Raw genomic sequence first — 23,128 nt, 5'->3', positions numbered from 1 at the left:
CTCTGCGTACCTCATGTCTCGACCACTTCGTGTTGCTGTGATTGGCGCCGGCCCAGCCGGCATTTACGCTTCGGACATTCTGATGAAATCCGGGCAAGAGGTGAGCATCGACCTGTACGAGCGCATGCCCGCACCATTCGGCCTCATCCGCTACGGTGTCGCCCCAGACCACCCACGCATCAAGGGCATCGTCAGCTCTCTCCACCGCGTCCTCGACCGCGATGAGCTGCGACTACTGGGCAACATCGAGATTGGTAAGGACATCACTGTCGACGAACTCCGCCGATTCTACGATGCCATCATCTTCTCCACCGGTGCCACCCTCGACCGCGATCTTGAAATCCCAGGCATTGACCTGGAAGGCTCCTTCGGCGCTGCCGACTTCGTTGGTTTCTACGACGGCAATCCGAACTTCAAGCGCACCTGGGATCTCTCCGCTACTTCCGCAGCCGTGATCGGCGTGGGTAACGTTGGCCTCGATGTCGCCCGAATCCTGGCCAAGACTGCTGACGAGCTGCATGTCACCGAAATTCCTGACAACGTGTACAACACCTTGAAGGAAAACAAGGCCACCGAGATTCACGTCTTCGGACGCCGTGGCCCAGCCCAAGCAAAATTCACTCCGCTGGAGCTCAAGGAACTGGATCACTCCCCTAATATTGAGGTCATCGTCGACCCTGAGGACATCGACTACGACGAAGCTTCCATCGCGGCACGTCGCGACGCAAAGTCTGTCGACCTCGTCTGCCAGACCCTCGAGGGCTACGCGATGCGCGAACCAAAGGGCGCGCCACACAAGCTGTACATCCACTTCTTCGAAGCCCCAGTGGAGATCCTCGGCGAAGACGGCAAGGTCACCGGCCTCAAGACCGAGCGCATGGAACTCGACGGCAACGGTGGCGTCCGTGGCACCGGCAAGTTCACTGAATGGCCAGTCCAGTCCGTCTACCGCGCAGTCGGCTACAAGTCCGACGAAATGCCAGAGGTACCTTTCGACGCCGCTAAGAACGTGATCCGCAACGACGGTGGCCACGTAATCAATGCTGACGGTTCCATCGTTCCTGGCCTCTACGCCACTGGCTGGGTCAAGCGCGGACCTGTCGGACTGATCGGCAACACCAAGTCCGATGCCAAGGAAACCACCGACATGCTCCTCACCGATTACGCTGCAGGTGCGTTGGCGGAGCCAGCTTCCCCAGCTCCAGAAGCCGTGATCGAGTTCCTGGATTCCCGCAACATCCCATTCACCACCTGGGATGGCTGGTACCAGCTCGATGCAGCTGAAAAGGCACTCGGCGAGGTTGAAGGTCGCGAGCGCAAGAAGATCGTCGAGTGGGACGAGATGGTCAAGCATTCTCGTGGCGACCTGTCCGCTGACTAGGTTCGTTTCTTAACTAGTGCGGGTTTAGTTCCGCGGGGATTACTGGTTATCAGTCGTTTTCATTAAACGGCACCGGGGATTCCCGCGGAACTAAACCCGCACTTTCTTTTGCCCCCACCTCGAATCGTTCCCTGACTCAGGGGGAACGATTCGCACCCGATAAACAGACGACCCCACCACCCCCATCGCATTCAAAAAACAAAAACCGATCACCGAAGAAAGCTGAAAATTCGGACACCGACCTGACCCCGAAACGATTCCTAATTACACTTGGGCAGCATGACTCACCACGTCGAAATTTCGCAGCTAAAGGACCTCACTGCACTGGAGGTTCACGAAGTGTACAAGCTCCGCGTGGGCATTTTTGTTGAGGAGCAGAACACCGCTTACAAGGAAGTCGACGAGACTGACGCCCTGGAAACCACCAGGCACATTCTGGCGTGGGATAGCCCAGAGAAGAATGAGCTGTTGGGCAATATTCGCGTGTATGAGGATGTCGTGGATGGCCACGATGTCATGCGTCTTGGTCGCGTGTGCGTGGCTGAAAAGGAGCGCGGCTCGGGCCTGTCCAAGAAGCTCATGGAGTTCGTGATCAATTGGGCTGACGAGACATATCCGGAAAAGGACCTCGTTCTCGATGCCCGCACCCCACTTAAGGGCTGGTACGAGCGTTTCGGTTTCCGACAGATCGCCCCTGAGTACCCATTCGCGGACATCACTCTGACCCCAATGATGAAGCTCCACTAGCGAATCCGGAAAAAGTTCCCGGGATAATAATCACGATTACAGCCGTGTAATTCAGTAATAGGGTTGGCTGTATGACTGTCATTGACTCGACGAGCACGATTCAGGAGTACCTCGATAGGCGGGACTGGCGCGTTAACGCCAACGCGAACCAGGATTATTCCCTTGGCGGCATGATCTTGAACTCTGCCGGCAAGGTGGTGGCTAACTATTGGCTGGACGAAGTGTTCAGCCCGGAAGCCGGCCAGGCGCACCGTGACGGCGATATTCATATTCATGACCTCGATATGCTGGGCGGATACTGCGCCGGCTGGTCCCTGCGCCAACTGTTGGCGGAGGGTTTCGGCGGTGTTCCCGGCACTATTTCCTCTACCCCACCACAGCACTTGTCCAGTGCGCTTGGGCAGATGGTGAACTTCCTGGGCACACTCCAAAATGAGTGGGCTGGCGCCCAGGCGTTCTCGTCCTTTGACACTTACTTGGCCCCTTACGTGCGCAATGACAATCTCACGTACGAGCAGGTCTACCAGCAGATTCAGGAGTTCGTTTTTAACCTGAATGTGCCAAGTAGGTGGGGCACCCAAACCCCGTTCACCAACGTGACGTTGGACTGGACGTGCCCTGAAGACCTGAAGGATGAGTACCCGATGGTCGGCGAGGTGCCTTATGGGGAACTCCAGCATGAAATGGACCTTATTAATAAGGCCTTTATCGCAGTCCTTTCCGAGGGCGATGCCGACGGCCGCCCGTTCACCTTCCCGATCCCGACGTACAACATTACGAAGGATTTCGATTGGGAGTCAGAGAACGCAAAGGCGCTGTTCACGATGACAGCGAAGTACGGCCTGCCATACTTCCAGAACTTCATCAATTCTGATCTCGATCCGGGTGATATCCGTTCGATGTGTTGTCGTCTGCAGCTGGATCTTAGGGAGCTTCTGAAGCGCGGTAATGGTTTGTTCGGTTCTGCTGAGCAGACTGGCTCCATTGGCGTGGTCACGCTGAATTGCGCCCGCCTTGGCTACCGCTGTGAGTCGATGGAAGAAATCGAGGCCGAAGTAACGAGATTGGTAGCCATGGCCGTCGATACGCTCGAGCGACGGCGTGCAAAGGTCCAGGAGCTGCTGGAGAAGGGCCTGTACCCGTACACGGCGCGGTGGCTTCCGACACTCGATAATCATTTCTCCACGGTCGGCGTGAATGGTGTGAATGAGATGATCCGCAATCTGACCGGCGGGGACATCACGGAGCACAAGGATTTGGCGACGCGCCTGCTCCTGCACATCCGCGACTTGCTGACGCAGGCCCAGGAGGAAACCGGGCACCTGTACAACCTGGAGGCTACGCCGGCGGAGGGCACCACGTATCGCTTCGCGCGCCTGGACAAGCAGAAGTACCCGGACATCATTCAGGCGGGTACCCCGGAGGAGCCGTACTACACCAACTCCACCCAGCTGCCGGTCAGCCACACTCCAGACCCGTTCCGCGCGCTGGAGCTGCAGGATGATCTGCAGACGCTGTACACCGGCGGCACGGTGCTGCATCTGTACATGGGTGCATATTTGGACGATGGTGTGGCGTGCGCAAAACTGGTTCGTCGCGCGCTGGAGAACTTCCGGCTCCCTTATCTCACCATCACTCCGACGTACTCGATCTGCCCGACCCACGGATACCTTGCGGGCGAGCAGCCGGTCTGCCACTGCGGTGAGGAAACTGAGGTGTGGACGCGCGTGATGGGCTACTTCCGACCTGTGGCCAGCTTCAACACGGGCAAGAAGGGCGAGTTTCATGAGCGGGTCTACTTCGCTTCCTGATCTCGCCGGGGTCATCCCCTTCTCCGCCACGGACTGGCCTGGCCACCTCACCGTCACCGCATTCACCCAGGGCTGCCCGCTCGCGTGCCGATACTGCCACAACCCCAGCTTGCGGCCGATTGTGCCGGGGCAGCCCTTTGACGCCGTCTTTGAGGTGCTCGAGCAGCGTCGCGGGCTTATCGACGGCCTAGTCATCTCCGGCGGCGAGCCGACGATTCACCCGGGCCTTGGTCTCGCCATTGCCCGGGTGCATGAGATGGGCTTTCCTGTGGGACTGCATACTTCTGGTTATCGCCCTGCAGCAGTGGAGGCCCTGTTGCAGAAAAAAGACACGACACCTGACTGGGTTGGCTTGGATATTAAGGGGTTTCCGGCCGATTGTGAGCGTCTCTTTGGCATGTCCGCCCGCGCTGCTCGGGGCGCGTGGGAGTGTCTTGACTTTTTGACCTCGTGCAACGTGGAGGTGCAGGTCAGGACAACCGTCTGGCCTGCGTTTTCTGAGCACTTAACGCAGCTTCAGGAAGCAGTAGCAGAAGCAGGGCATAAATTAGTGGTACAACATGCCCGCGGTGTGAATTCAGAGGGCTGGTTCACAAACTCAGTTCAATAACATTGTTGAACAATTGCTTATATTCACTGCAAAACGTGGATGTACCTCAAAGAACGCGTTGCAATGCAATAACACATTCCCACGTGTGATAAATTTCACAGACGTTTTTCTTTTGCATATTTTTCATTGCTTTGCAATTTTTCAATCGCGCACCAACCATAATCCCAGCACTTCCTTAACCGCAGCTAATAACAACTGGCTTTTATTTAATTGCAACAATCTTCGTCGATCAGACTATTGTCAGTTAACTTTCAAGAACATGTCCATTGGGATAGTGTCACTTATGTCCAGAACTAGCTTCTGCCGCTGCGCACTTTGGGCCGCAAAAGCAGACTACAAGGCCACATTTGAGGAAATATCACCCAATGTCTTTGAATAAGAACTCCACACGGCTCGGGGCCATTATGTGCTCCCTTAGCCTTACTTTGGGAGCAACACATGTCCCAGCAGTTGCGCAGGAGCAAGCTCCACAACCTGAGAACCAGGTTAATTTTGAAGAAGATCGCTACCTTCCACACGTAGACGTCGCTCCAGATGAAGTCGTAGACCGACTGGTTATCCGCTTCCAGCAAAACATGGATCTGCTGACGGAAGAGCGCAAGATGGCTGTCGTCGACGAGATTCTCAAGGAACACGCTCCCGATACCACCGTTGAAGCAGGTAAGTATGCCCACAACGGCGACATGGTCATTCAGCTGAGCAAGCCAATCGTCGGCGCCGACAAGATCAACGCACTGCGTGGACACCTTGAGTCCAAGGCTGAGATCTACCACGCTGACATCGACAAGTTCATCCGCATCACCCCAACCATGACCAAGGAACAGCGCGAGCTGATCCAGGCATCCGCCAAGATGTCCGCCATGGCTGCGCCTAATGACACCGATTACCCCTACCAGTGGTACCTCAACGGACCTGAAGCTAAGGGCGCCAACGTTATCAAGGCCTGGGACCTCGGCTATAAGGGTGCTTCCCAGAACATCGCCATCGTCGACTCAGGCATCACCGACCACTCCGATCTGAACTCCAAGGTCATCCAAGGTGCGGATATGCTGTGGGATTCCTCAATGTCCCGCGACCACGACGGCCGTGACAACGACCCTCAGGACGAGGGCGACTGGGTAACTTACAACCAATGTGGTCAAAATGACCCAGCAAACTCCGTCTGGCACGGCACCCACGTGGCGGGCATTGCAGCAGCTGCAACCAACAACTCCAAGGGCGTTGCCGGCGTCGCGCCAGACGCTAAGATTCAGCCGATTCGCGCCCTGGGCGCATGTGGCGGTTACACCTCTGACATCGCAGACGGCATTGCCTGGGCTGCTGGCAAGACCATTTCCCCTCACTTGAAGGGCACCGACAGCACTACCTTCACGTACAAGAACCCTAACCCTTCCAAGGTCATCAACCTTTCACTGGGTGGCGACGGCACTTGTGGCACCATCACCCAGGATGCAATTGACTACGCAAACAGCGTAGGCGCAGTTGTCCTGATCGCTGCCGGCAACGAGAACGAGCCTTCCGTAGGTAAGTCCCCGGCAAACTGCAAGAACGTCCTCACCGTTGGTGCAACCGGCCCTGAAGGCTACCGTTCCACATTCTCTAACTACGACGCCCCTGGCGACCCACAGGTGGTTGACTTCGGCGCTCCTGGCGGCAACATGGCCCCCAACGGTTGGAATAACGAGCCAATCAACCCAGAGGCTGGCATCTACAACACCGTGAACACCGGCGCTACCGTGCCTGTGTCCGAGTCCTACGACATGATGCAGGGCACCTCCATGGCTACCCCACTGGTTGCCGGCGTTGTTGCGATGATGCTTGATGCAAACCCTGCTCTGAAGTGGAACGACGTTGAGCGCATCCTGAAGTCTACGGCTTACGCATACGAAACCGAGCCATCTTTCATCGATCCGTACAACGGCATGGAGCGCAACGCCCCATACAAGACTGAAGGCTTGGGCGCCGGCATCGTCGATGCCTACGCCGCTGTGTGCCAGGCAATGGAGGAAGGTGGCAAGTCCTGTACTCAGGCCGTCACCACCACGCCTGCTACCACTGCACCTGCGACGACCGCTCCTGCAACCACCGATCCGGCAACCACGGTGAACACCACGACCACGTTCACCACCACCGTGACCTCTACTTCCGTGGCTACCGTGACTGCACCAGCTCAGACCGTAACCGCCACTGTTGAGCCTGCGCCGCAGACCACCACCGTCACTGAGACTGCCCCTGTGGAGACCATGACTGTTGGCGTTCCAACCACCGTGGTTGTAACCACCACCGAGAATGGTGTTCCTTCCACTGTCACCGAGACCACCACGCTTCCTTCTACGGTGACCGCTGCTCCAATCACCACGGTGATCACCGAGCCTACGACCGTTGTTCAGACCACCACCGTGAGCGGTACTCCAAGCACCATCACTGAGACCACCACGGCAACCAACACGGTTACCGCCGCTCCTGTGACCATCACGCAGACCGATACGGTTCCAACCACGATCACCACCACGCTGCCGGTTGTCACCGAACCAGCGGTGACCGCGACCGAGACCGCTCCAGTTGCTACCGAGACCCAGGTTGAGGTCACCACTGAGCCTGCTGTGACCGTGACCAAGGAAGTTCCAACCACGATCACGACCACCAACAACGGCACCCCAACCACCGTGACCACCACGGCTCCAAACGTTGAGGTCACCGAAGTCGCAACCGAGACCGTCACCTCCACCACGACCGTGCAGGAAGCACCAGTTACCGTCACCACCACCCCAGGCGCTCCGGCTCCTGCACCTGGTGACAGCGGATCTTCCACCTCCGGCCTGTGGTTCCTACCTCTGATCTTTGGTGGTGTCTTCGGCCTGATCGCTCACTTCTTCGCACCGAACCTGTTCGGTAACCAGGACAACGGTTCCTCCACCCAGGCTGGCTTCGCTGGCATCTTCGCTGGCCTGGCTGGAATCCTGGCTCGCATCTTCAACGTCGGCGGTGCTGACGGAAGCTCCCAGCTGAGCTAAGAACTCCTCCGGAGGGCCCGGAGCCACGCGCAACGGGCCCACCGGAACTAACCCTCATTCTTCTTTGACTTAGGAACACCATGAAACTAGGAACTCTGAAGCGCGCCGCCACGGCACTGTTCGCGCTTTCTCTTCCTCTTGCTGCTACCGCAGTCCCGTCTGCTGTTGCTCAGCCAGTCGACAACTCGATCGCCATCGACGCCAATGACACCCCAGTTGCTCTCGCTGAGAAGCCAGCTGAACGCATCATCGTTGTCTTCCGCGATTTGGAAGCCAATGACACCGATGCGCGCGACGCTCGCATGGCGCTGATCAACGAAGTCGTCGATAAGCACTACCCACAGGCTGACGCCAACTTCTTCCGCCTCATGCTCGACGGCTCTTACGTCGTGAAGATGTCCGAGACCGTCCCTGTTGATCCGGCTAACGAGATCATCACCGAGCTGTCTGCACACCCTGACATCAACTTCGCGGCTGTGTCTCAGATGATGCGCCCAATTCTTCCTCCAAAGCCAGCAAACCCACCAGCTCCTGAAGAGGAAATGATGGGCACCAAGGCTGCTACCAACGACATCCACTACTCCAAGCAGTGGCACCTGTTCGCTGAGTACGGCGCGAACGTGGAGAAGGCGTGGGACCTGGGTTACCTGGGCGGTTCCCAGACTGTCGGCATCGTTGACTCTGGCCTGACCCGTCACCCTGACATCTCTGAGGTTCCGGGCAAGCTCGCTAAGGAGCCAAACATCCACAATGGTGGCCTCGACTTCATCAATGGCCCAAACGAAAACGACCCAGACCCGGGCCGTGACTACGACTACCTCGACACCGGCGACTGGCATGACAGAAACTTCTGCTTCGATGGCGATCCTGGCGGATACTCCTCTTGGCACGGCACCCACGTCGCTGGCCTGGTCGCAGCTGCAGCCAACAACACTGAAGGCGTTGCTGGTACTGCTCCGGAAGCGAAGCTGCTCATCGGTCGCGCACTGGGCACCTGTGGTGGCGCAACTGAAGACATCGCTGACGCCCTGAAGTGGCTCGCGGGTGTCTCCCTGCCCGACACTCCGGCTAACCCAAACCCAGCCAAGGTCATCAACATGTCCCTGGGTGGCAACTACTACACCTGTGACCCTGTGTACGGTGCAGCTATTTCCGCTGCTCGGTCCAAGGGCGCAACTATTCTGATCGCCGCTGGTAACGACAACGTCAACACCTCCGGCATCACCCCTGCTAACTGCCCAGGCACCATCGTTGTTGGCGCTACCGGCCCACAGGGCTACCGCTCCAACTTCTCCAACTGGGGCACCCACGTTGACATCGGAGCTCCAGGCGGCAACTCCGCACCTTTCGGCTTCGATCCTTACACCGGTATGCCAAATAAGGGTGAGTACAACACTGAGGACGGCATCTACTCCGCTGTTAACCTTGGCGAAACCAATCCTGGTGCTGCAGGCTACGGATACATGGACGGCACGTCCATGGCTACCCCAATCGTTTCCGGCATCGTTGCCATGATGCTCGACGCAAACCCTAACCTGAGCGCTGACCGCATCGAAGCAATTCTGAAGGAAACCGCTCGAACCTACCAGGACGAGCCAACCGACTCCTACGGCAACAGCTACACCAAGACTGCTTCCCAGATGGGTGCTGGCCTTGTCGACGCCTACGCCGCAGTCTGCCAGGCTCTGACCGACGCTGGTAGGGGCGACGAGTGCGCCACCGGCCAGGCTGTTCCAACCACTGTCACGAACACTGCTACCGCCACTGCAACCGCAACGGCAACCGTCACCACCACCGTGACCCCTGCTCCGCAGACCGTCACCACCACGGTGGAGCCTTCGGTCATCGAAACCACCACGACCGCTGCTCCTGAGACCACCACGATGATCGTGGACGTCCCAACCACCGTTGTTGAGACCACCACCATCGACGCTGCTCCTGTGACCACTACAGTCACCACCGTGGCCCCTACCACCGTGACCGGCCCAGTAGCTTCCATTACCTCCACGGTCCCAACCACTGTCGTGAAGACCACCACGGTTGATGCTGCTCCAGTAACCACCACCGAGGTCACCAACGTGACCACCACGGTTCCTGGTGTTGAGGTTGTTGTTACCGAGACCGACTCCGTCCCAACCACGGTGACTCTGCCAGGCCACACCGAGCCTGCAACCACCACCACTGAGACCATCGCACCGACCACTCAGACCGAGGTTGTTACCTCCACTGAGCCTGCGCCGACCGTAACCAAGGAAGTCCCAACCACTGTTGTAACCACCGAGAACGGTGCTCCAACCACTGTGGTTACCACGGTTCCTGGTGTTGAGGTCACCACCACCGAGATGACCACCACCACGACCACGGTCACCGAGACCGCTACCGACGCCCCAGTTCCTGTAGTCACCACCACCGTGACCGCAGCTCCAGCTCCTGGCGACAATGGTTCTTCTTCCTCCGGCCTGTGGTTCGTACCGCTGATCTTCGGTGGCGTCCTTGGCCTGATCGCTCACTTCTTCGCACCGACGATGCTGGGCAACCAGGACAACGGCTCCTCCACTCAGATGGGCTACCTGGGCATCTTCGCTGGCTTGGCCGGCATTCTCACCCGCCTGTTCCACTTGGGCAATGGCGCTGAGGGCAGCACCACCCGCATTACCTCTTCTGATGGAAGCTCTAACTAGCTCCTAGAAGCACGAAGTGCCTGTCACCGAAAGGTGGCAGGCACTTTTTGTATGTTTTGGACTATTCCACAACGCTCACGGCAGCGGATGCGGTTTGAGCGCGCTCGCGGGCCTCGTCGGTGTTTTCGCCGGTTGCTACGGCAACGCCCATGCGGCGCTTCTTACCGGCAATGGGCTTGCCGAACAGGCGCAGATCAGACTCTGGGACCGCCAGTGCGTTAGCGACGCCTGTGTAGGACACAGGGCCTTCGGAGGCGCCGTAGATGACGGCGGAGGCGCCTGGGGATACCAGGGTGACGTCGATAGGCAGGCCGAGGATCGCGCGGGCGTGCAGCTCGAATTCGGAGAAGCGCTGGGAGGCGAGGGTGACCAGGCCGGTGTCGTGTGGGCGTGGGGAGACTTCGGAGAAGTACACTTCATCGCCGGCTACGAACAGTTCAACGCCGAACACTCCCCTGCCGCCGAGGGCGCCGGTGATGCGGGCTGCGACGGAGCGGGCGTTTTCCAGCGCCAAAGCGGACATTTCCATTGGTTGCCAGGATTCGACATAGTCGCCGTCTACTTGGCGGTGACCGATTGGTTCGCAGAACCAGGTGGCGTCCTTGCCGGTGGCCTGGTCGATGGAGCGGATGGTGAGGAGGGTGATCTCGTAGTCGAACTTGACGAAGGATTCGATAATCACGCGGCCCGCATCGACGCGAGCACCGGACATGGCGTAGTCCCAGGAGTGCTGGATATCCTCGGCGGAGCGCACCACGGACTGGCCTTTGCCGGAGGAGCTCATGACTGGCTTGACAACGCATGGGTAGCCGATGCGCTCGACAGCAGCGGAGAATTCGTCGAAGGTGGAGGCGAATTCGTAGGCGGAGGTTGGCAGGCCAAGCTCTTCGGCTGCGAGGCGGCGGATGCCTTCGCGGTTCATGGTGAGCTGGGTGGCGCGGGCAGTCGGGATTACGGTTGTGCCAGCGGCTTCAAGCTCGGCGAGGGCGTCGGTGGCGATCGCTTCGATTTCTGGGACGATGAAGTGTGGCTGGATCTCCGCTGCGAGGGCCTTGACGGCGTCGGCGTCGGACATGTCGATGACGTAGGCGTGGTGCGCGACCTGGTGTGCTGGGGCGTTTTCGTAGCGGTCGACGGCGTGGACTTCTACTCCGAGGCGCTGGAGCGCGATGGTTACTTCTTTGCCGAGCTCACCGGAGCCGAGCAGCATGACGCGGGTGGCGTTCGGGGCAAGTGGGGTGCCGAGTTTGTCAGGTGTGTACATGCCCCTCAGTATAAGTTAGGCGACTTGCAGGATAGCCCCGTTTGTGCAGGGTGCAAGCTTTTCGACGCGCCGAAGGCTCATCATTCCCCCGGCGAGGAGGAATGTGCAGGCCATATCGAGTGGGAAGAGCTTGAGGGAATTGTCTACGACTGCCTTGAGGAAGGTGTATCCGCCGGCTTCGCGTTGGTGTGCGATTGCGTCCTGGAGGTTGCATGGCAGGTCACCATAGGTCATGGCCACCATTGGGCCTGCGAGCATGGCAATGATGAGGCCGACGGCGGCGCCAGTGATGGCGGTGGTCCAAATGTTGCGGTAGCCACCGAAGTAGCTGGCTAGGCCCGCGAGTAGGCCCACGACCGCGTAAATGGAAGCGAAGGAAATGTAGGCCGGGGCGATGAGGCTTCCGAGAATTGCCGTTGCCAGGCCTGATGCCACACCAGCACGTGGGCCACATTTGATGCCAATGAAGACGGTGGCTAAGCAGACTAATTGAACAGGAAGCTTGACTAGGTTCACTACTTGGAACACAGCCAAGTTGGCCGATGCAATGGGAATCAGCAGAAGGAAGGTGCGCCAGGAATGCAAGGGGCGCATGCGGAGAATCAGGGCGCCGAGGCCGATCATGGCGAACACCAGGGTTACCGTGGACGTGGTGGATGCGTGCGTCCAGTCTGCCGGGAGCTGGTACACCGGGTAGAGCCATGAGGCCATGATGGAGATGATCGCTACGTAGAAGAGGTAGCGCGACTTGGCGACCGCCATACGAATTTCCTTTATTGAAAACCAGCCACCTTAGCAAATCTCATCCAGATTGATATGCATTCATTTCCATTATCTATGCAGGTAAACTATAGAAAACTGCAGGTGGTTTACAAGTCCATTAAAACATCATTGCTTAAAAACAGCAAAAGATTGGGTGGCTTTTTGATCATAATTGACAGTACTTTAGGTCGCCTTTTCGACGGCCGGTGGCGGGGCTTACTTTCCACCAATAGTAAAGAGGGTAGGTCCCGTTTCCGGTTCCTACCCTCTTTGAGGCTGCGACTCTAGCGAGTCAGTTTTGGCTTAGTTCTCGCGACGCTTTGCGACGAAGAACAGGCCGAGTGCGAGCATGAGTGCTGCCAGTGCGGACAGACCCAGAACGCTAGCACCAGTGGAGGCAAGCATCTTCTTTGCAGGAGCCTGCTTTACCTGGTCGGCTGGGATACCCTTCTGTGGGGCATCTGAGATGCCTTGGATTCCATCGGCCGGCTTGGAAGCTTCAGGCTTTGGAGCAGGCGCCTGCTGATCTGGCTTCTCAGAAGATCCCTCAGAGGAGCCACCGCTGGACAGCATGCCGCCGCCGATCAGAGCGATTGGGGTTAGGTAGACCCACCATGGAACCTTGGAGGAACCATTGTCGCCTGGGGTAGGCCCTGGGTTTGGACCAGGGGTTGGGGCCTTGTCCAAGTCAGTAACGGTCAGCTTTGCACCATCAGCGACCACCTTGTTTCCTGCATCGTTGACTACGCTTACGGTGCCATCTTCCTCAACTAGGAAGGTAATGTTGGTGACCTTTTCGTAGCCTGCTGGGGCCGCATCTTCGATGAAGGTGTAGACACCTGGTGCGAGTTCAACGCGATGCGTCTGATCTTCCTCAGAGGTCCACTTTGCGACTTCCTGGCCCTTTTCATTGATGATTCGGATATCAGCACCACCGATCTCCTTGCCGCCGAGGTTGACCTTAGAGATATCGATTGGCTTGACGTTGGCAGGGACAGCTTCGTCGGTAACTACAAGGACGCCGTCCTGCCAGACAACGGTGTTGCCGTTTGCATTATCGACGGTTACGTTTCCATCCTTATCCACAGTGAAGGTGATGTCCGTGACGGCAAGGTAGCCGTTAGGAGCAACTTCCTCGTGGAAGGTGTAGGTCCCTGGGACAACCTGGAACTTGGAGTTCTCGCCAATCTTGGAGATCCAAGTGTGGACGATGTTGCCATCCTTGTCCTTGATCTCAATGCCAGCGCCGGCGAGCTCTTCGCCACCGAGGTTTACCTTGTCGATCTCCACGAATGGAGCGTCGGCAGGGATGGTGGTCGGAACGGTGACCGTGGTAACAGGAACAGTCTTCGTCGCAGTGACAGAGGACGTCTCGGTTGCCGTCGTTGTCTCCGTCTCCTTGACGGTGGACGTCGTGGTTTCAGTGGTGTTCTCGACGCTCGTAGCCGTGGACGTCGTCGTCTCGGTAACAACGGTTGGTTCAGTCACGGTGGTTGGCTGTGTAACAGTTACCGTGGTGGACTCGGTCGACGTACCGGTGGTGGTCTCGGTGGTTCCAACAACACTGGTAGCGGTAGACGTGGTCATCTCGGTGACAACGGTTGGCTCGGTAACTGTGGTCGGCTGAGTAACCGTGGTTGGCTCAATAGTGGTCACCGTGGTGGTCTCAGTTGCGGTACCAGTGGTGGTCTCGGTGGTGCCGATGACCTCAGTGGTCGTAGAAGTCGTGGTCTCAGTAGTCGGCTGAGTAACCGTGGTAGGCACAAACTCGGTCACGGTGGAAGACGCGATGGTCTCCGTAGTTACCGTGGTAGTCGGAATCGTCGTGACAGTTTCCGTAGTTGCAGGAGCAGTGAAGGTCGAGGTCTGGGTTGGGGTAACCGTAACTACGGGAGCTGGTGCTGTAGTGGTCTCACCTGGAACATACGGTGTTCCGTCTGCATTCACAAAAGAAGCGCCAAGCAAGTTTTGATAATCTGCATCCAACTTATCTTTATCTGTAGTTGCAAAGAGTTCAAGGGTTGCATCGGGAACCGGCTGAAGTTCCACAAGCCCATTCAGTGTTAAACCGAGACTGCTAGCAACAGCAACGGGATTTTCACCAAGGAGAATGCGGGTTGCGGCCTGGACTTTGTCGGATACAGGTGTCGACGAATTAGCCCAATCTGCAATCTCATCTACAAAAGGCTTGTCAGTAGCATCCCAGATCGCATACTGCGTAGCCTGATAAAATTCATAGCCGGTCAGACCAAGTGCAGACTGGATACCTGCAACATCTTTGCCGTCATCGTTCATGCCATTGTAGACATACGTTAAGACATCAGCACGCAGTGCTTCCGGAGTTCCGCGAAAATTGCTTGTGGCCAATGAACCGAATTCGGCACCTACCGTATCAACAATCTTGCTGAACTCTGGCGGAGTATCACCAGCCCAACTCTGCTCATCGGTTGGCCAAACATAATTCATATTGAAGCAATACGCAAGCGTGGATTCTGGCAAGTTTGCCAGGCTAGGATCTAGGGCATACCTAGGAGGTTGTGCTGGTGGAGTGCCAGGAGCCACACGGATTGGCACAACTCCCGGAACTCCCGGATCCGTCGCGAGAGTATTCTCCGAGTAAGCCCAGAAACCACCAGTTGCCTGCGCCTGCGCCGTCGGCAGCATCGCAACGGACATGATGACGCTCAATACGAGCGCAATCAGTGCCTTCGTTTTGTTAATTACCAATTTTTCTAACTCTCCTGAGTCACTACCTTCAGGCCAACCTGGAGGTGAAGCTTGATTGAGTCAGTGCCGGGGCACTGTCGGAAAACCGAATGTCGCCGAATCCGAACTTCCCACCCGGCAATTGATAACTAGGCGTGATAATGCAGATCTCAGACTGTTCAGAATTTTAGCAGGAAATTCATAATGATCAACAAGAAGCTTAACTTTCATAAGGGAAAATCAAACTAAACGTGTTATTATTCGCCCACTACCTGGACTTGTAACAATTTAATAACGACAGTTTTCTGTCGGAACCTGACAAACCAAACGGGTGGTTGGTTTGAAAATTATCCATTCAACCTGGACTTTCAACCATTAACCACAGCATCTAGAGCGGTGAGAAAATTTTATATAACTTACCCGACTTGAACATCAGGTTACTAAAATCAATGTGCAATAGAACACCGTTTAGCTAAGTCTGCATTAAGTTCTCACGTCAAAATGAAGGGAAATCCTTTCAATTTGCACGCTTAGAGCACGAAACAGTCACTGCAACCTGAAGACAATCTGGACGCAATTGAAGCAGCATCCAAAAGCGAAGCTAGATAATGCAGGCTCCCCACACCACTATCAAAGGTGCTTACGCATCCAGCAGCAGCGGCTTCTCAATCTTGAGCCACCGCGCCACTCGTGGCGCCAGGAAGAGGATCGCCAGGAAAATGATGGCCTTATCTAGCGGATCACTGATAAACCCTTCGTGTGCAAGCCCGCCAAAGAAGACTCCGAGGAACATCCTGAGGAGCTCCATTGGCGTGTAGTCGAGCTGGGTAGGGTCGTCGCCAAGCCCCAGCGACATGAGCGGGGCGGCGATGAGGCCGACGAGCGCTCCGGCAATCAGACCGCTGACCGCGGTGGAGATTCGGTTGGCAAAGCCACCGTACCGGGCGGCCAAGCCCGCTAGCCAGCCGACCATCACGTTGATCATGTAGAACGGGATGACCGAGGGGTAGAAGATCAGCAAAATCCCCTGGCTGAGCATCGAAGTGAGAGCACCAAACTGGGCGCCCAAAATGGCCGCGACTAGCACTGTGCCCACGGTATCCAGGTAGACCCCGAGATTGACGTTGAAGAACATGGAGCCGATGGCGAGGTCGAGGACAACTCCGATACCAACGAGGGACAGGTTCTTCTTGTTCAGCATCCCCGGCTCGGAAAGGGCGCTAAGCCCCAAAATGACCAAGAAAATGACCACCTGGGGCCAAAACACGGAAGGAGCAAACTGGCTCCGGTCATCAAAGGTGGGGCGCGTTGCAATCACATATGCCCAATCCAAGGAGAGCAGAATTGGTGGAACAGCGCGCAACCAATTCCGTGTGAAAGTCATGCGAACATCATAGCAATTGGTGCTCGTTCAACAATTTTCAAAGGAAAAAGGGCAACAGCCGAAGCCGTTGCCCTTCCCGCAATAGCGAGAGTTAGTCAGCCATTACGTCGTGGCGGACGATCGTTTGATCGCGACCAGGGCCAACGCCGATGTAGGAAATGCGGCAGCCGGATAGCTCTTCCAGGCGCAGCACGTAATCCTGAGCCTTCTGAGGCAGCTCTTCAAAGGTCTTGCACTGGGTGATGTCCTCGTCCCATGCAGGCATGGTCTCGAAGATTGGCTGTGCGTGGTGGAAATCAGACTGCGTCATTGGCATTTCGTCGAAACGCTTGCCGTCCACGTCGTAGGCCACACAAATCGGGATCTCGCCAATGCCGGTGAGCACGTCCAGCTTGGTCAGGAACAGATCCGTGAAGCCATTGACGCGGGAAGCGTAGCGAGCAACGACGGAATCGTACCAGCCACAACGGCGCTTACGGCCGGTGTTCACACCGATCTCGCCGCCCGTCGTCTGCAGGTACTCGCCCCACTTATCAAACAGCTCCGTTGGGAACGGACCAGCACCAACGCGAGTGGTGTAAGCCTTGATGATGCCCAGGGAGTGCGTGATGCGGGTTGGGCCGATACCGGAACCAACACAAGCGCCACCAGCAGTTGGGTTGGAGGACGTCACGAATGGGTAGGTGCCATGGTCAACGTCAAGCATTGTGGCCTGGCCGCCCTCCATGAGGACGTGCTTGCCAGCATCCAGAGCCTTGTTCAGCTCCAGCTCCGCCTCAATGACCATTGGGCGCAGGCGCTCCTGGTAGCCAAGGAAGTACTGCACGATCTCCTCAGCCACAATTGCCTTGCGGTTGTACATCTTCACCAGCATCTGGTTCTTCACATCCAGTGCGGATTCGATCTTCTGGCGCAGGATGGACTCGTCAAAGATGTCTTGGACGCGGATACCAACGCGGGCAACCTTGTCAGCGTAGGTTGGGCCGATGCCACGGCCCGTGGTGCCGATAGCGCGCTTGCCCAGGAAACGCTCCTGAACACGGTCGAGGATCTGGTGGTACGGAGCAACCACATGCGCATTAGCGGAAATGCGGAGGCGGGAAGCGTCGCAGCCACGGGCGATCAGGCCGTCCATTTCGTCGAAAAGCGCTTCGAGGTTGATCACCACACCATTGCCCAGCACTGGGGTCGCGTTCTCACTCAGCACGCCGGCTGGAAGGAGCTTCAGCTCGTACTTCTCGCCACCCACCACAACAGTGTGGCCTGCGTTGTTGCCGCCATTTGGCTTGACCACGTAGTCAACGAGGCCGCCGAGGATATCTGTGGCTTTGCCCTTACCTTCGTCGCCCCACTGGGCACCGACGATCACGATTGCAGCCATGTTTAACGTCACTTCCGATCAACTCGAGTAGCACCCGCTGAAGCAGGCGCAAAAGACGTTAACTAATTCTACATGCCCCAGAGGCAAATGAACCTAATTAAGCCCGAGACTGATCCGGCCAATACCGCTTCGCGATGAGTGGCGCCACCCAAAATACCAACAGGAAAATCAAAATCTTGTCGATCGGATCCGCAATCAGGCGCCAGAACGTGAACGGCTGAGTGAAGTAATCGCCTGCTGCTTCGAGCACGCAGAACAGATCAAATTCTTCCCGGTCAAGCGGGCTGTTGAGCAGGATATAAGTCAGCGGGGCAGAAAGAATGCCTACAGCAAGACCCGCGATAACACCGCTGACCACCGTTGTCAGCCAATTGGAGAAACCATCCAGCTTGGCCACCAAACCGGCAAACCAACCGGTGACGATGGACGCGAGCGAAAACGGAAGTCCTGACGGTGCAATGATGATCCACAAGGAACAAGAAACCGACGCAGTGAAGGCACCCGCAGCTGGGCCCAGCAAAGCACCTACCAGGATGCAACCGATCGTATCCAAGTAAAGAGGAAGATCCAGGCGATAGACCAGCTCACCAATACCCTGGTCCAACAGCACACCAAGAAGAATGAGCAGCGTTTTCTTCCGATCCAACGTGGGTGCCACGATGAGTCCCAGGCACACCACCGCAATGAGCAAGGTGACCACGATAATCCAGTTCACATGGGGCCCTACCGCATACAGCAAAACGTCGTCCAACGGCATGAGCACCGGCAGCGCCCAGTGGATCGCCAACATCACTACGGTGATGGCAATCAAAACAGATCGGTAAGTTCTGAGCACTAATTAAGCATAGGTCTTTCCTTTTGGAAGCACTAGTCTTGCCACGTCTCAGGAGGCACCCCAGGAGTATCAACAGTCGGGATGAGTGCCGCCACAGCGGAAGTCCGAGAAAGACCACAGACCTGCAACAAGTCCACAATCAACGAGCGAGTCTGCCCCATGATCATCAAGCCAGAAAACACTGGTGGCTGCACCAAATCCGGGTCTGCCTGCGCGCCAAGTTTGCGCAGGCGCACCACCAAATCCGGAATCTTTGGCGAAAGCGCAGCGTCAGGCTGACGGTAGTAAATTTCGGACAGTTCTTTAGCAATACCAGACAGCTCGAAGAGCATGATTACTTGGTGCTGGGTGACGGGGGAACGGTCGTCGAGAAGCACGCCCGCACGGCGCACCAGAACGCGAGTCGTGCGCATCGCGTTGTCCACCGGGGCAAGCACACGCAGGATGGAGCGCAGCTCTCGGCGACGCTTCCACATCAGTGGCGACGTGCGGATCACTTCTTTGCCGGTATTGGCCGCGGCGATCATGGTGTTGATGGCGGCTTGGGAGCTGCGGGCGCGTTCAAGGGCGTCGGAGACTTGGTGGGTGTCCTCATCTGTGAGGGCTTCGCCGACTTCCTCCAGCACCTCGGAGATGATGGCGAGGATTTTCGCGATTTCTTGGCGGCCATCCTTGAGCGGGGACTTTGGCACCAGCCCCATCACGGCAATGCCGATGAGGCCACCGATCAAGGCGTCAGTCGCACGCTCCACACCTCCTGAGGTGCCGGGCGGGAAGATCGTCGCGATCAGCACGGAGGCGAAAGCAGCCTGGTTAGCAGCCAGAACACCTCGGTCGATGAACATCACAGCAGTCACGGACACGACCACGCCGAGCGCAATCTGCCAGACGCCGGTACCGACCATCGCGATGAGGAGGTCGCCGAGGATGACGCCGACGGTCACGCCAAGGACCAGCTCGAAGGACTTGCGGACGCGGTCGCCGCCTTGTGTGGACAGCACAATGATCGTGGCCATCGGTGCGAAGAACGGCAGTGGGTGGCCGAACACGTGCATCGCAGCCCAGTAGGACAGGCCCGCAGCAAAGCCGATCTGCAGGATGTACGGCCACGAGATCGCTACGCGCTGCGCTCCCTCGCGCAGCTTGTCCATTGATTTCACACAGTGCAGTTTAGTAACGAAGTGGATCCGACTTCAGGAGACGTAGTACAGGAGTGTGCATCAGCCCACGAATAATCCAGTAGACCAGCCAAAACACCACAAGCTTGTCCAACAGGTCGCTGGGGGTGCCACCGCTAAACGGCGGGCCGAGCAGGGATCCAATGATGCTTTCCGCTACTGAGAACTGCACATTTTCACCGTTGGTGGAGTAATTCATTGCCAAGTAGAGCGACACCGGGGCAGACACGATGGTGGACACCACACCTGTGAACAGCGCGTTCATTGTGATTGGCCCAGGCCCGTTGAATCCACCGAACTGCGCCATAATACCGGCCAGCGCCGCAACCGTAATGTTCACGATCGCCAGTGGCAGCAACGCTGGCGCTACTGGGTACAGCAGCAAGCTCACACCGGCGGCGCAGATCGCGCCCTGTCTCGGCCCGAGCAGCACCGCAACCATCACGGCGCCAATGGTGTCTAGATACAGCGGAATCGAGGTGGCGAAGATCGCGCGGCCGATAACCAAATCAATGAGAATGCCGAACAGCAAGATCGCCGCATCTCGCCAGTTGGTCACGCCAACAATCGAGAAGATTGCGAACCCCACAGCGACGAGCAGCAGCAGAAATTGCTGGATCTCAAAATCCGATTCCCACTGGCCTGTCCACTGAATATTTGGTCGCACTACGCACAGGTAAGTCCAGTTGCCGACTACGATCGCCACCGCGACCGCAAACAATAGGTTCCTGAAAATAGTGTTCGTTGAATCACCCACCCGATCTAATCTAACTGTTGGTAGATTAAATATCCATGCAATTGCTTACGTTGAGCTGCGATTCCAGCAGGTTTCCAGCTGATATCGAGCTCCCCGAGATCCCTTCGCAACGTGATTTGCGCTTTCTGGAGGGCATCGCCCGCGCCGCACTCCCCCACGATGCAACGCCGTCACTCGAGGACATCCAGCGCCAGCCCGATGTAGAGCCGCAGGGCGCGCCACAGCCAGCGCCGCAAACACCGCTTCGCGACGTCCGCCTCATCGTCATCGGCTCCCCTGCCGCCCACTCTGCCGTGCTGACCCGACTGATGCGCCAGGACGACCTATGGATTCAGGTCGGCTTCCTTTCTCCAAAGGCCTCGTTCTCTGAGTATGAGGCGCTTCGCGTTGGCAAGGTCACCCCAGCTCCTCTAGTTCGCGATGATGCTGGCGTAGCCGTCGCGAAGTCCGCAGTCATCACTGAGTGGGACGGCGGTGAGATGACGGGTGAGATCATTGTCGATGACCACGTCCTCCTCCACAGTGAGCAGCAGATTCACAATTTCGGCGCGCGGCTGGTACCGATGCCCGACGCGCCCGGTATCGCAGCAGTGAAAAAGGTAGCGGCCAAGTCAGGCCTGTTCCGCAAGGAGTACGACGCAGCAACTCTTGCGACCGGCCGTGCGCTGCAGGTCGGAGGCCCCAACCTGCGCATTACTGTTGATGGTGTGAGCCGTAAGCGCCCCGTCGACCGTGCCACCTTTTATCGACACCTCCGCGACGCCCAGCTCATATTGCCATCCGTCTAATTGATCCGTTATTGTTGACTCAACAACACCTCAGCCCTTTCCCAGAAAACTGTAATCATTGTGACAGTCAACAGTCGCGCATTGAGCCTCGCGTGGGGACTCGCTTTTATGGGCCTCGTTTATTCCGAGCTCAACACTCCCCCGACGCAAAATTCGCTGACCGCGCTTCTCGACGCCCTCACCATCGACGGGCCCGCAGCAGGCATGGGGCTGCTCACCGGCGCAACTGTTACGCACATGCTGAAGAACTGGGAGGACCCAGCTGTAGCACGCCACCGCGTATTGGTTTTTAGCGGATTCCTGATGATCTCCGGCATGGTGCTGGCCAGCATTCAGTCGGCAATCTATCCGATCAGCTTCATCCTCGGCGTGGTCGCGCTCTGTTCCCTCGGGTTCGCACGGCTAAACAGCTTTACGCTCACTTGCCTCCTGGCATTTACGACGTTTGCTTCCGCTTTCGTCCACACAGTCTTCGCCATTCGCCCTCCAGTTGGAGGCCAATACCCTGCGCTTGCCTGGCTCGCCTATGGCATTTGTGGCGTGCTGCTTTTCCGGGTAATCGATAACAAAAAAGTGAGCGTTAGCCTGCTTTTCATCACGGGCGTGATCGTGGGAATGGTTGGAATGCTCACCGTCCTACCAAATTATCTTCCGGATCTGTTTGGCGTGGATCCTGCAGTGAGCAAGTACTACCGAGAAAACCCACCTACCACCACCATCCGGTACTTCTCCTCGATCGCAAACTCCGGTGGCCTGCTGAATGTGGTGGGCAACTTTGCGGCGGGCACTAACCTGCTCACGCTCGGTTATTTGCTGCAGCGCTTTCGATTCTTCGAACCCGTGGTTGCCTCCGGACGCATGTCCTTCAGCACATATCCCTTCTACATCATCATCGCGGCCATCACGATGGGCGGGTTCAGTGGCTTCGCTGAAGAAATCAACACCGCCATTGACAACCCAAATACCACGGTCGCCCACCACAAAGCGCTCGACTGGCAAACCTTTGACTCTTGGGTAGAAAACTCCAACTCCTGGGCAGACTTGTCCAGTCACGAAATCGCCTACTACGGCCCTGATTCCGAATCCCTCATCAATGAGACCAAGACCAAGCAGATCGAACCTACATCCTTCTTGATGGCCTACCCTGTGGCCATCATCGGAAATCTTGTGGTTTCCACCCTGTGGATGCGGTTCTTCAGCGACGGCCTCATTGAACTACTGCTTTTCCGCCGCCAACGGCGCGAAGGCGTTTAAGTTTCTAACGCATTAGGGCACTCTCTTTGAGAGCGTGTTCTCCGCTTCACTTGGTGTTACTTCGTCTGGCAGTCCCGGCATTACTACCCGCCATAAGCCCGGGTTCTCGGACCGGGGCGCGCGTATGGGCCTAAGATTGTTTGCCATTGGCATAGACCAGGCTTTGGCTATGCAGACTGTCGTTAATCCGATACAACACAAAGTAGCCCCACTCCTTTCTGGAGTGGGGCTACTTGTCTCGCTTTAGAAGCTAGCTATTAGCTTTCCTTGCGGCGTGCTACGAAGAACAGGCCGAGTGCGAGCATGAGCGCTGCCAGTGCAGACAGACCCAGAACGCTAGCACCAGTGGAAGCAAGCATCTTCTTTGCAGGAGCCTGCTTAGCCTGGTCAGCTGGGATGCCCTTCTGAGGAGCTGGGTTGTTTACGCCCTTAACCTCGTCCTGCTGAACAGGAGCTGGGTTGTTGATGCCGCGCACTTCGTCAACTGGCTTTGCGGAAGAACCTTCGCTGGAACCAAGGTTAGACAGAACCAGCAGGCCGCCACCAATGATTGCAACTGGGATCAGGACCTTCCA

The 23,128-nt window shown here is 57.1% G+C and carries 17 protein-coding genes; 8 read left to right on the top strand and 9 right to left on the bottom strand.

The genetic code is table 11. The annotated features are described in order from the left end of the window. Positions 1-13: 13 nt before the first annotated feature. From WG939_RS11245 to WG939_RS11220, 6 genes are all read left to right on the top strand, one after another. Positions 14-1,381 carry an FAD-dependent oxidoreductase gene (locus WG939_RS11245; protein WP_339985827.1) on the top strand — a complete coding sequence of 456 codons (1,368 nt, stop codon included), beginning with the start codon at positions 14-16 and terminating at the stop codon, positions 1,379-1,381. A gap of 279 nt (positions 1,382-1,660) precedes the next feature. After that, positions 1,661-2,128 (top strand): GNAT family N-acetyltransferase, encoded by a 468-nt coding sequence (locus WG939_RS11240; protein WP_339985825.1) that lies wholly within the window; start codon positions 1,661-1,663, stop codon positions 2,126-2,128. 71 nt (positions 2,129-2,199) lie between these two features. After that, positions 2,200-3,939, top strand: coding sequence for a ribonucleoside triphosphate reductase (locus tag WG939_RS11235; protein WP_339985823.1), 1,740 nt, complete (start codon positions 2,200-2,202; stop codon positions 3,937-3,939). After that, positions 3,914-4,549 carry an anaerobic ribonucleoside-triphosphate reductase activating protein gene (locus WG939_RS11230; RefSeq protein ID WP_339985821.1) on the top strand — a complete coding sequence of 212 codons (636 nt, stop codon included), beginning with the start codon at positions 3,914-3,916 and terminating at the stop codon, positions 4,547-4,549. The genes WG939_RS11235 and WG939_RS11230 overlap by 26 nt, the downstream gene beginning before the upstream one ends. Positions 4,550-4,914: 365 nt before the next feature. Further along, positions 4,915-7,563 (top strand): S8 family peptidase, encoded by a 2,649-nt coding sequence (locus tag WG939_RS11225; RefSeq protein ID WP_339985819.1) that lies wholly within the window; start codon positions 4,915-4,917, stop codon positions 7,561-7,563. Positions 7,564-7,643: 80 nt separating this feature from the next. Next, positions 7,644-10,244, top strand: a complete 2,601-nt coding sequence (locus WG939_RS11220) for a S8 family serine peptidase (protein WP_339985817.1) — start codon at positions 7,644-7,646, stop codon at positions 10,242-10,244. Positions 10,245-10,305: 61 nt separating this feature from the next. Here the strand turns inward: WG939_RS11220 and purT are convergent, their stop codons facing one another. From purT to WG939_RS11180, 8 genes are all read right to left on the bottom strand, one after another. Then, on the bottom strand, positions 10,306-11,508 hold the full coding sequence (purT, locus tag WG939_RS11215; RefSeq protein WP_339985815.1) for a formate-dependent phosphoribosylglycinamide formyltransferase: 1,203 nt from the start codon (positions 11,506-11,508) through the stop codon (positions 10,306-10,308). 15 nt (positions 11,509-11,523) lie between these two features. Then, entirely contained in the window at positions 11,524-12,270 is a 747-nt protein-coding gene (locus tag WG939_RS11210) for a hypothetical protein (protein ID WP_339985813.1), read from the bottom strand. A 303-nt stretch (positions 12,271-12,573) separates the two neighbouring features. Then, positions 12,574-14,997, bottom strand: a complete 2,424-nt coding sequence (locus tag WG939_RS11205; protein WP_339985811.1) for a SpaA isopeptide-forming pilin-related protein — start codon at positions 14,995-14,997, stop codon at positions 12,574-12,576. Positions 14,998-15,616: 619 nt separating this feature from the next. Then, on the bottom strand, positions 15,617-16,360 hold the full coding sequence (locus WG939_RS11200; protein ID WP_339985809.1) for a hypothetical protein: 744 nt from the start codon (positions 16,358-16,360) through the stop codon (positions 15,617-15,619). A gap of 91 nt (positions 16,361-16,451) precedes the next feature. Then, positions 16,452-17,741: an adenylosuccinate synthase gene (locus WG939_RS11195; RefSeq protein WP_339985807.1), complete on the bottom strand. Its 1,290-nt coding sequence runs from the start codon at positions 17,739-17,741 to the stop codon at positions 16,452-16,454. A 97-nt stretch (positions 17,742-17,838) separates the two neighbouring features. Continuing rightward, positions 17,839-18,576 (bottom strand): hypothetical protein, encoded by a 738-nt coding sequence (locus WG939_RS11190; RefSeq protein ID WP_339985805.1) that lies wholly within the window; start codon positions 18,574-18,576, stop codon positions 17,839-17,841. A 32-nt stretch (positions 18,577-18,608) separates the two neighbouring features. Beyond that, positions 18,609-19,727, bottom strand: coding sequence for an FUSC family protein (locus WG939_RS11185; protein WP_339986096.1), 1,119 nt, complete (start codon positions 19,725-19,727; stop codon positions 18,609-18,611). A gap of 19 nt (positions 19,728-19,746) precedes the next feature. After that, the gene (locus WG939_RS11180; RefSeq protein WP_339985802.1) at positions 19,747-20,460 is read right to left on the bottom strand and encodes a hypothetical protein; all 714 of its coding nucleotides are present in this window, start codon (positions 20,458-20,460) and stop codon (positions 19,747-19,749) included. Between the two features lie 86 nt (positions 20,461-20,546). Between WG939_RS11180 and WG939_RS11175 the strand changes: the two genes are divergently transcribed. Further along, positions 20,547-21,299 carry a hypothetical protein gene (locus WG939_RS11175; protein WP_339985800.1) on the top strand — a complete coding sequence of 251 codons (753 nt, stop codon included), beginning with the start codon at positions 20,547-20,549 and terminating at the stop codon, positions 21,297-21,299. A 60-nt stretch (positions 21,300-21,359) separates the two neighbouring features. After that, a complete protein-coding gene (locus tag WG939_RS11170) occupies positions 21,360-22,553 on the top strand; it encodes a hypothetical protein (RefSeq protein ID WP_339985798.1) in 1,194 nt (397 codons plus the stop codon). Between the two features lie 257 nt (positions 22,554-22,810). Here WG939_RS11170 and WG939_RS11165 read toward each other — a convergent pair. Continuing rightward, positions 22,811-23,128: LPXTG cell wall anchor domain-containing protein (locus tag WG939_RS11165; protein ID WP_339985796.1), on the bottom strand; the 318-nt coding region annotated here is incomplete at its 5' end.

The sequence above is a fragment of the Corynebacterium sp. H130 genome (assembly GCF_037572395.1).
In the GTDB taxonomy this organism is placed as follows: domain Bacteria; phylum Actinomycetota; class Actinomycetes; order Mycobacteriales; family Mycobacteriaceae; genus Corynebacterium.
This window is presented reverse-complemented; position numbering and strand designations above follow the sequence as displayed.

Excerpts from the sequence above, each read along its gene's own strand:
- WG939_RS11200 (WP_339985809.1), bottom strand. The coding sequence starts at position 16,360 with ATGACTTTCACACGGAATTGGTTGCGCGCTGTTCCACCAATTCTGCTC.
- WG939_RS11220 (WP_339985817.1), top strand. The coding sequence starts at position 7,644 with ATGAAACTAGGAACTCTGAAGCGCGCCGCCACGGCACTGTTCGCGCTT.
- WG939_RS11240 (WP_339985825.1), top strand. The coding sequence starts at position 1,661 with ATGACTCACCACGTCGAAATTTCGCAGCTAAAGGACCTCACTGCACTG.
- WG939_RS11230 (WP_339985821.1), top strand. The coding sequence starts at position 3,914 with ATGAGCGGGTCTACTTCGCTTCCTGATCTCGCCGGGGTCATCCCCTTC.
- WG939_RS11235 (WP_339985823.1), top strand. The coding sequence starts at position 2,200 with ATGACTGTCATTGACTCGACGAGCACGATTCAGGAGTACCTCGATAGG.
- purT (WP_339985815.1), bottom strand. The coding sequence starts at position 11,508 with ATGTACACACCTGACAAACTCGGCACCCCACTTGCCCCGAACGCCACC.
- WG939_RS11225 (WP_339985819.1), top strand. The coding sequence starts at position 4,915 with ATGTCTTTGAATAAGAACTCCACACGGCTCGGGGCCATTATGTGCTCC.
- WG939_RS11195 (WP_339985807.1), bottom strand. The coding sequence starts at position 17,741 with ATGGCTGCAATCGTGATCGTCGGTGCCCAGTGGGGCGACGAAGGTAAG.
- WG939_RS11245 (WP_339985827.1), top strand. The coding sequence starts at position 14 with ATGTCTCGACCACTTCGTGTTGCTGTGATTGGCGCCGGCCCAGCCGGC.
- WG939_RS11185 (WP_339986096.1), bottom strand. The coding sequence starts at position 19,727 with ATGGACAAGCTGCGCGAGGGAGCGCAGCGCGTAGCGATCTCGTGGCCG.
- WG939_RS11210 (WP_339985813.1), bottom strand. The coding sequence starts at position 12,270 with ATGGCGGTCGCCAAGTCGCGCTACCTCTTCTACGTAGCGATCATCTCC.
- WG939_RS11175 (WP_339985800.1), top strand. The coding sequence starts at position 20,547 with ATGCAATTGCTTACGTTGAGCTGCGATTCCAGCAGGTTTCCAGCTGAT.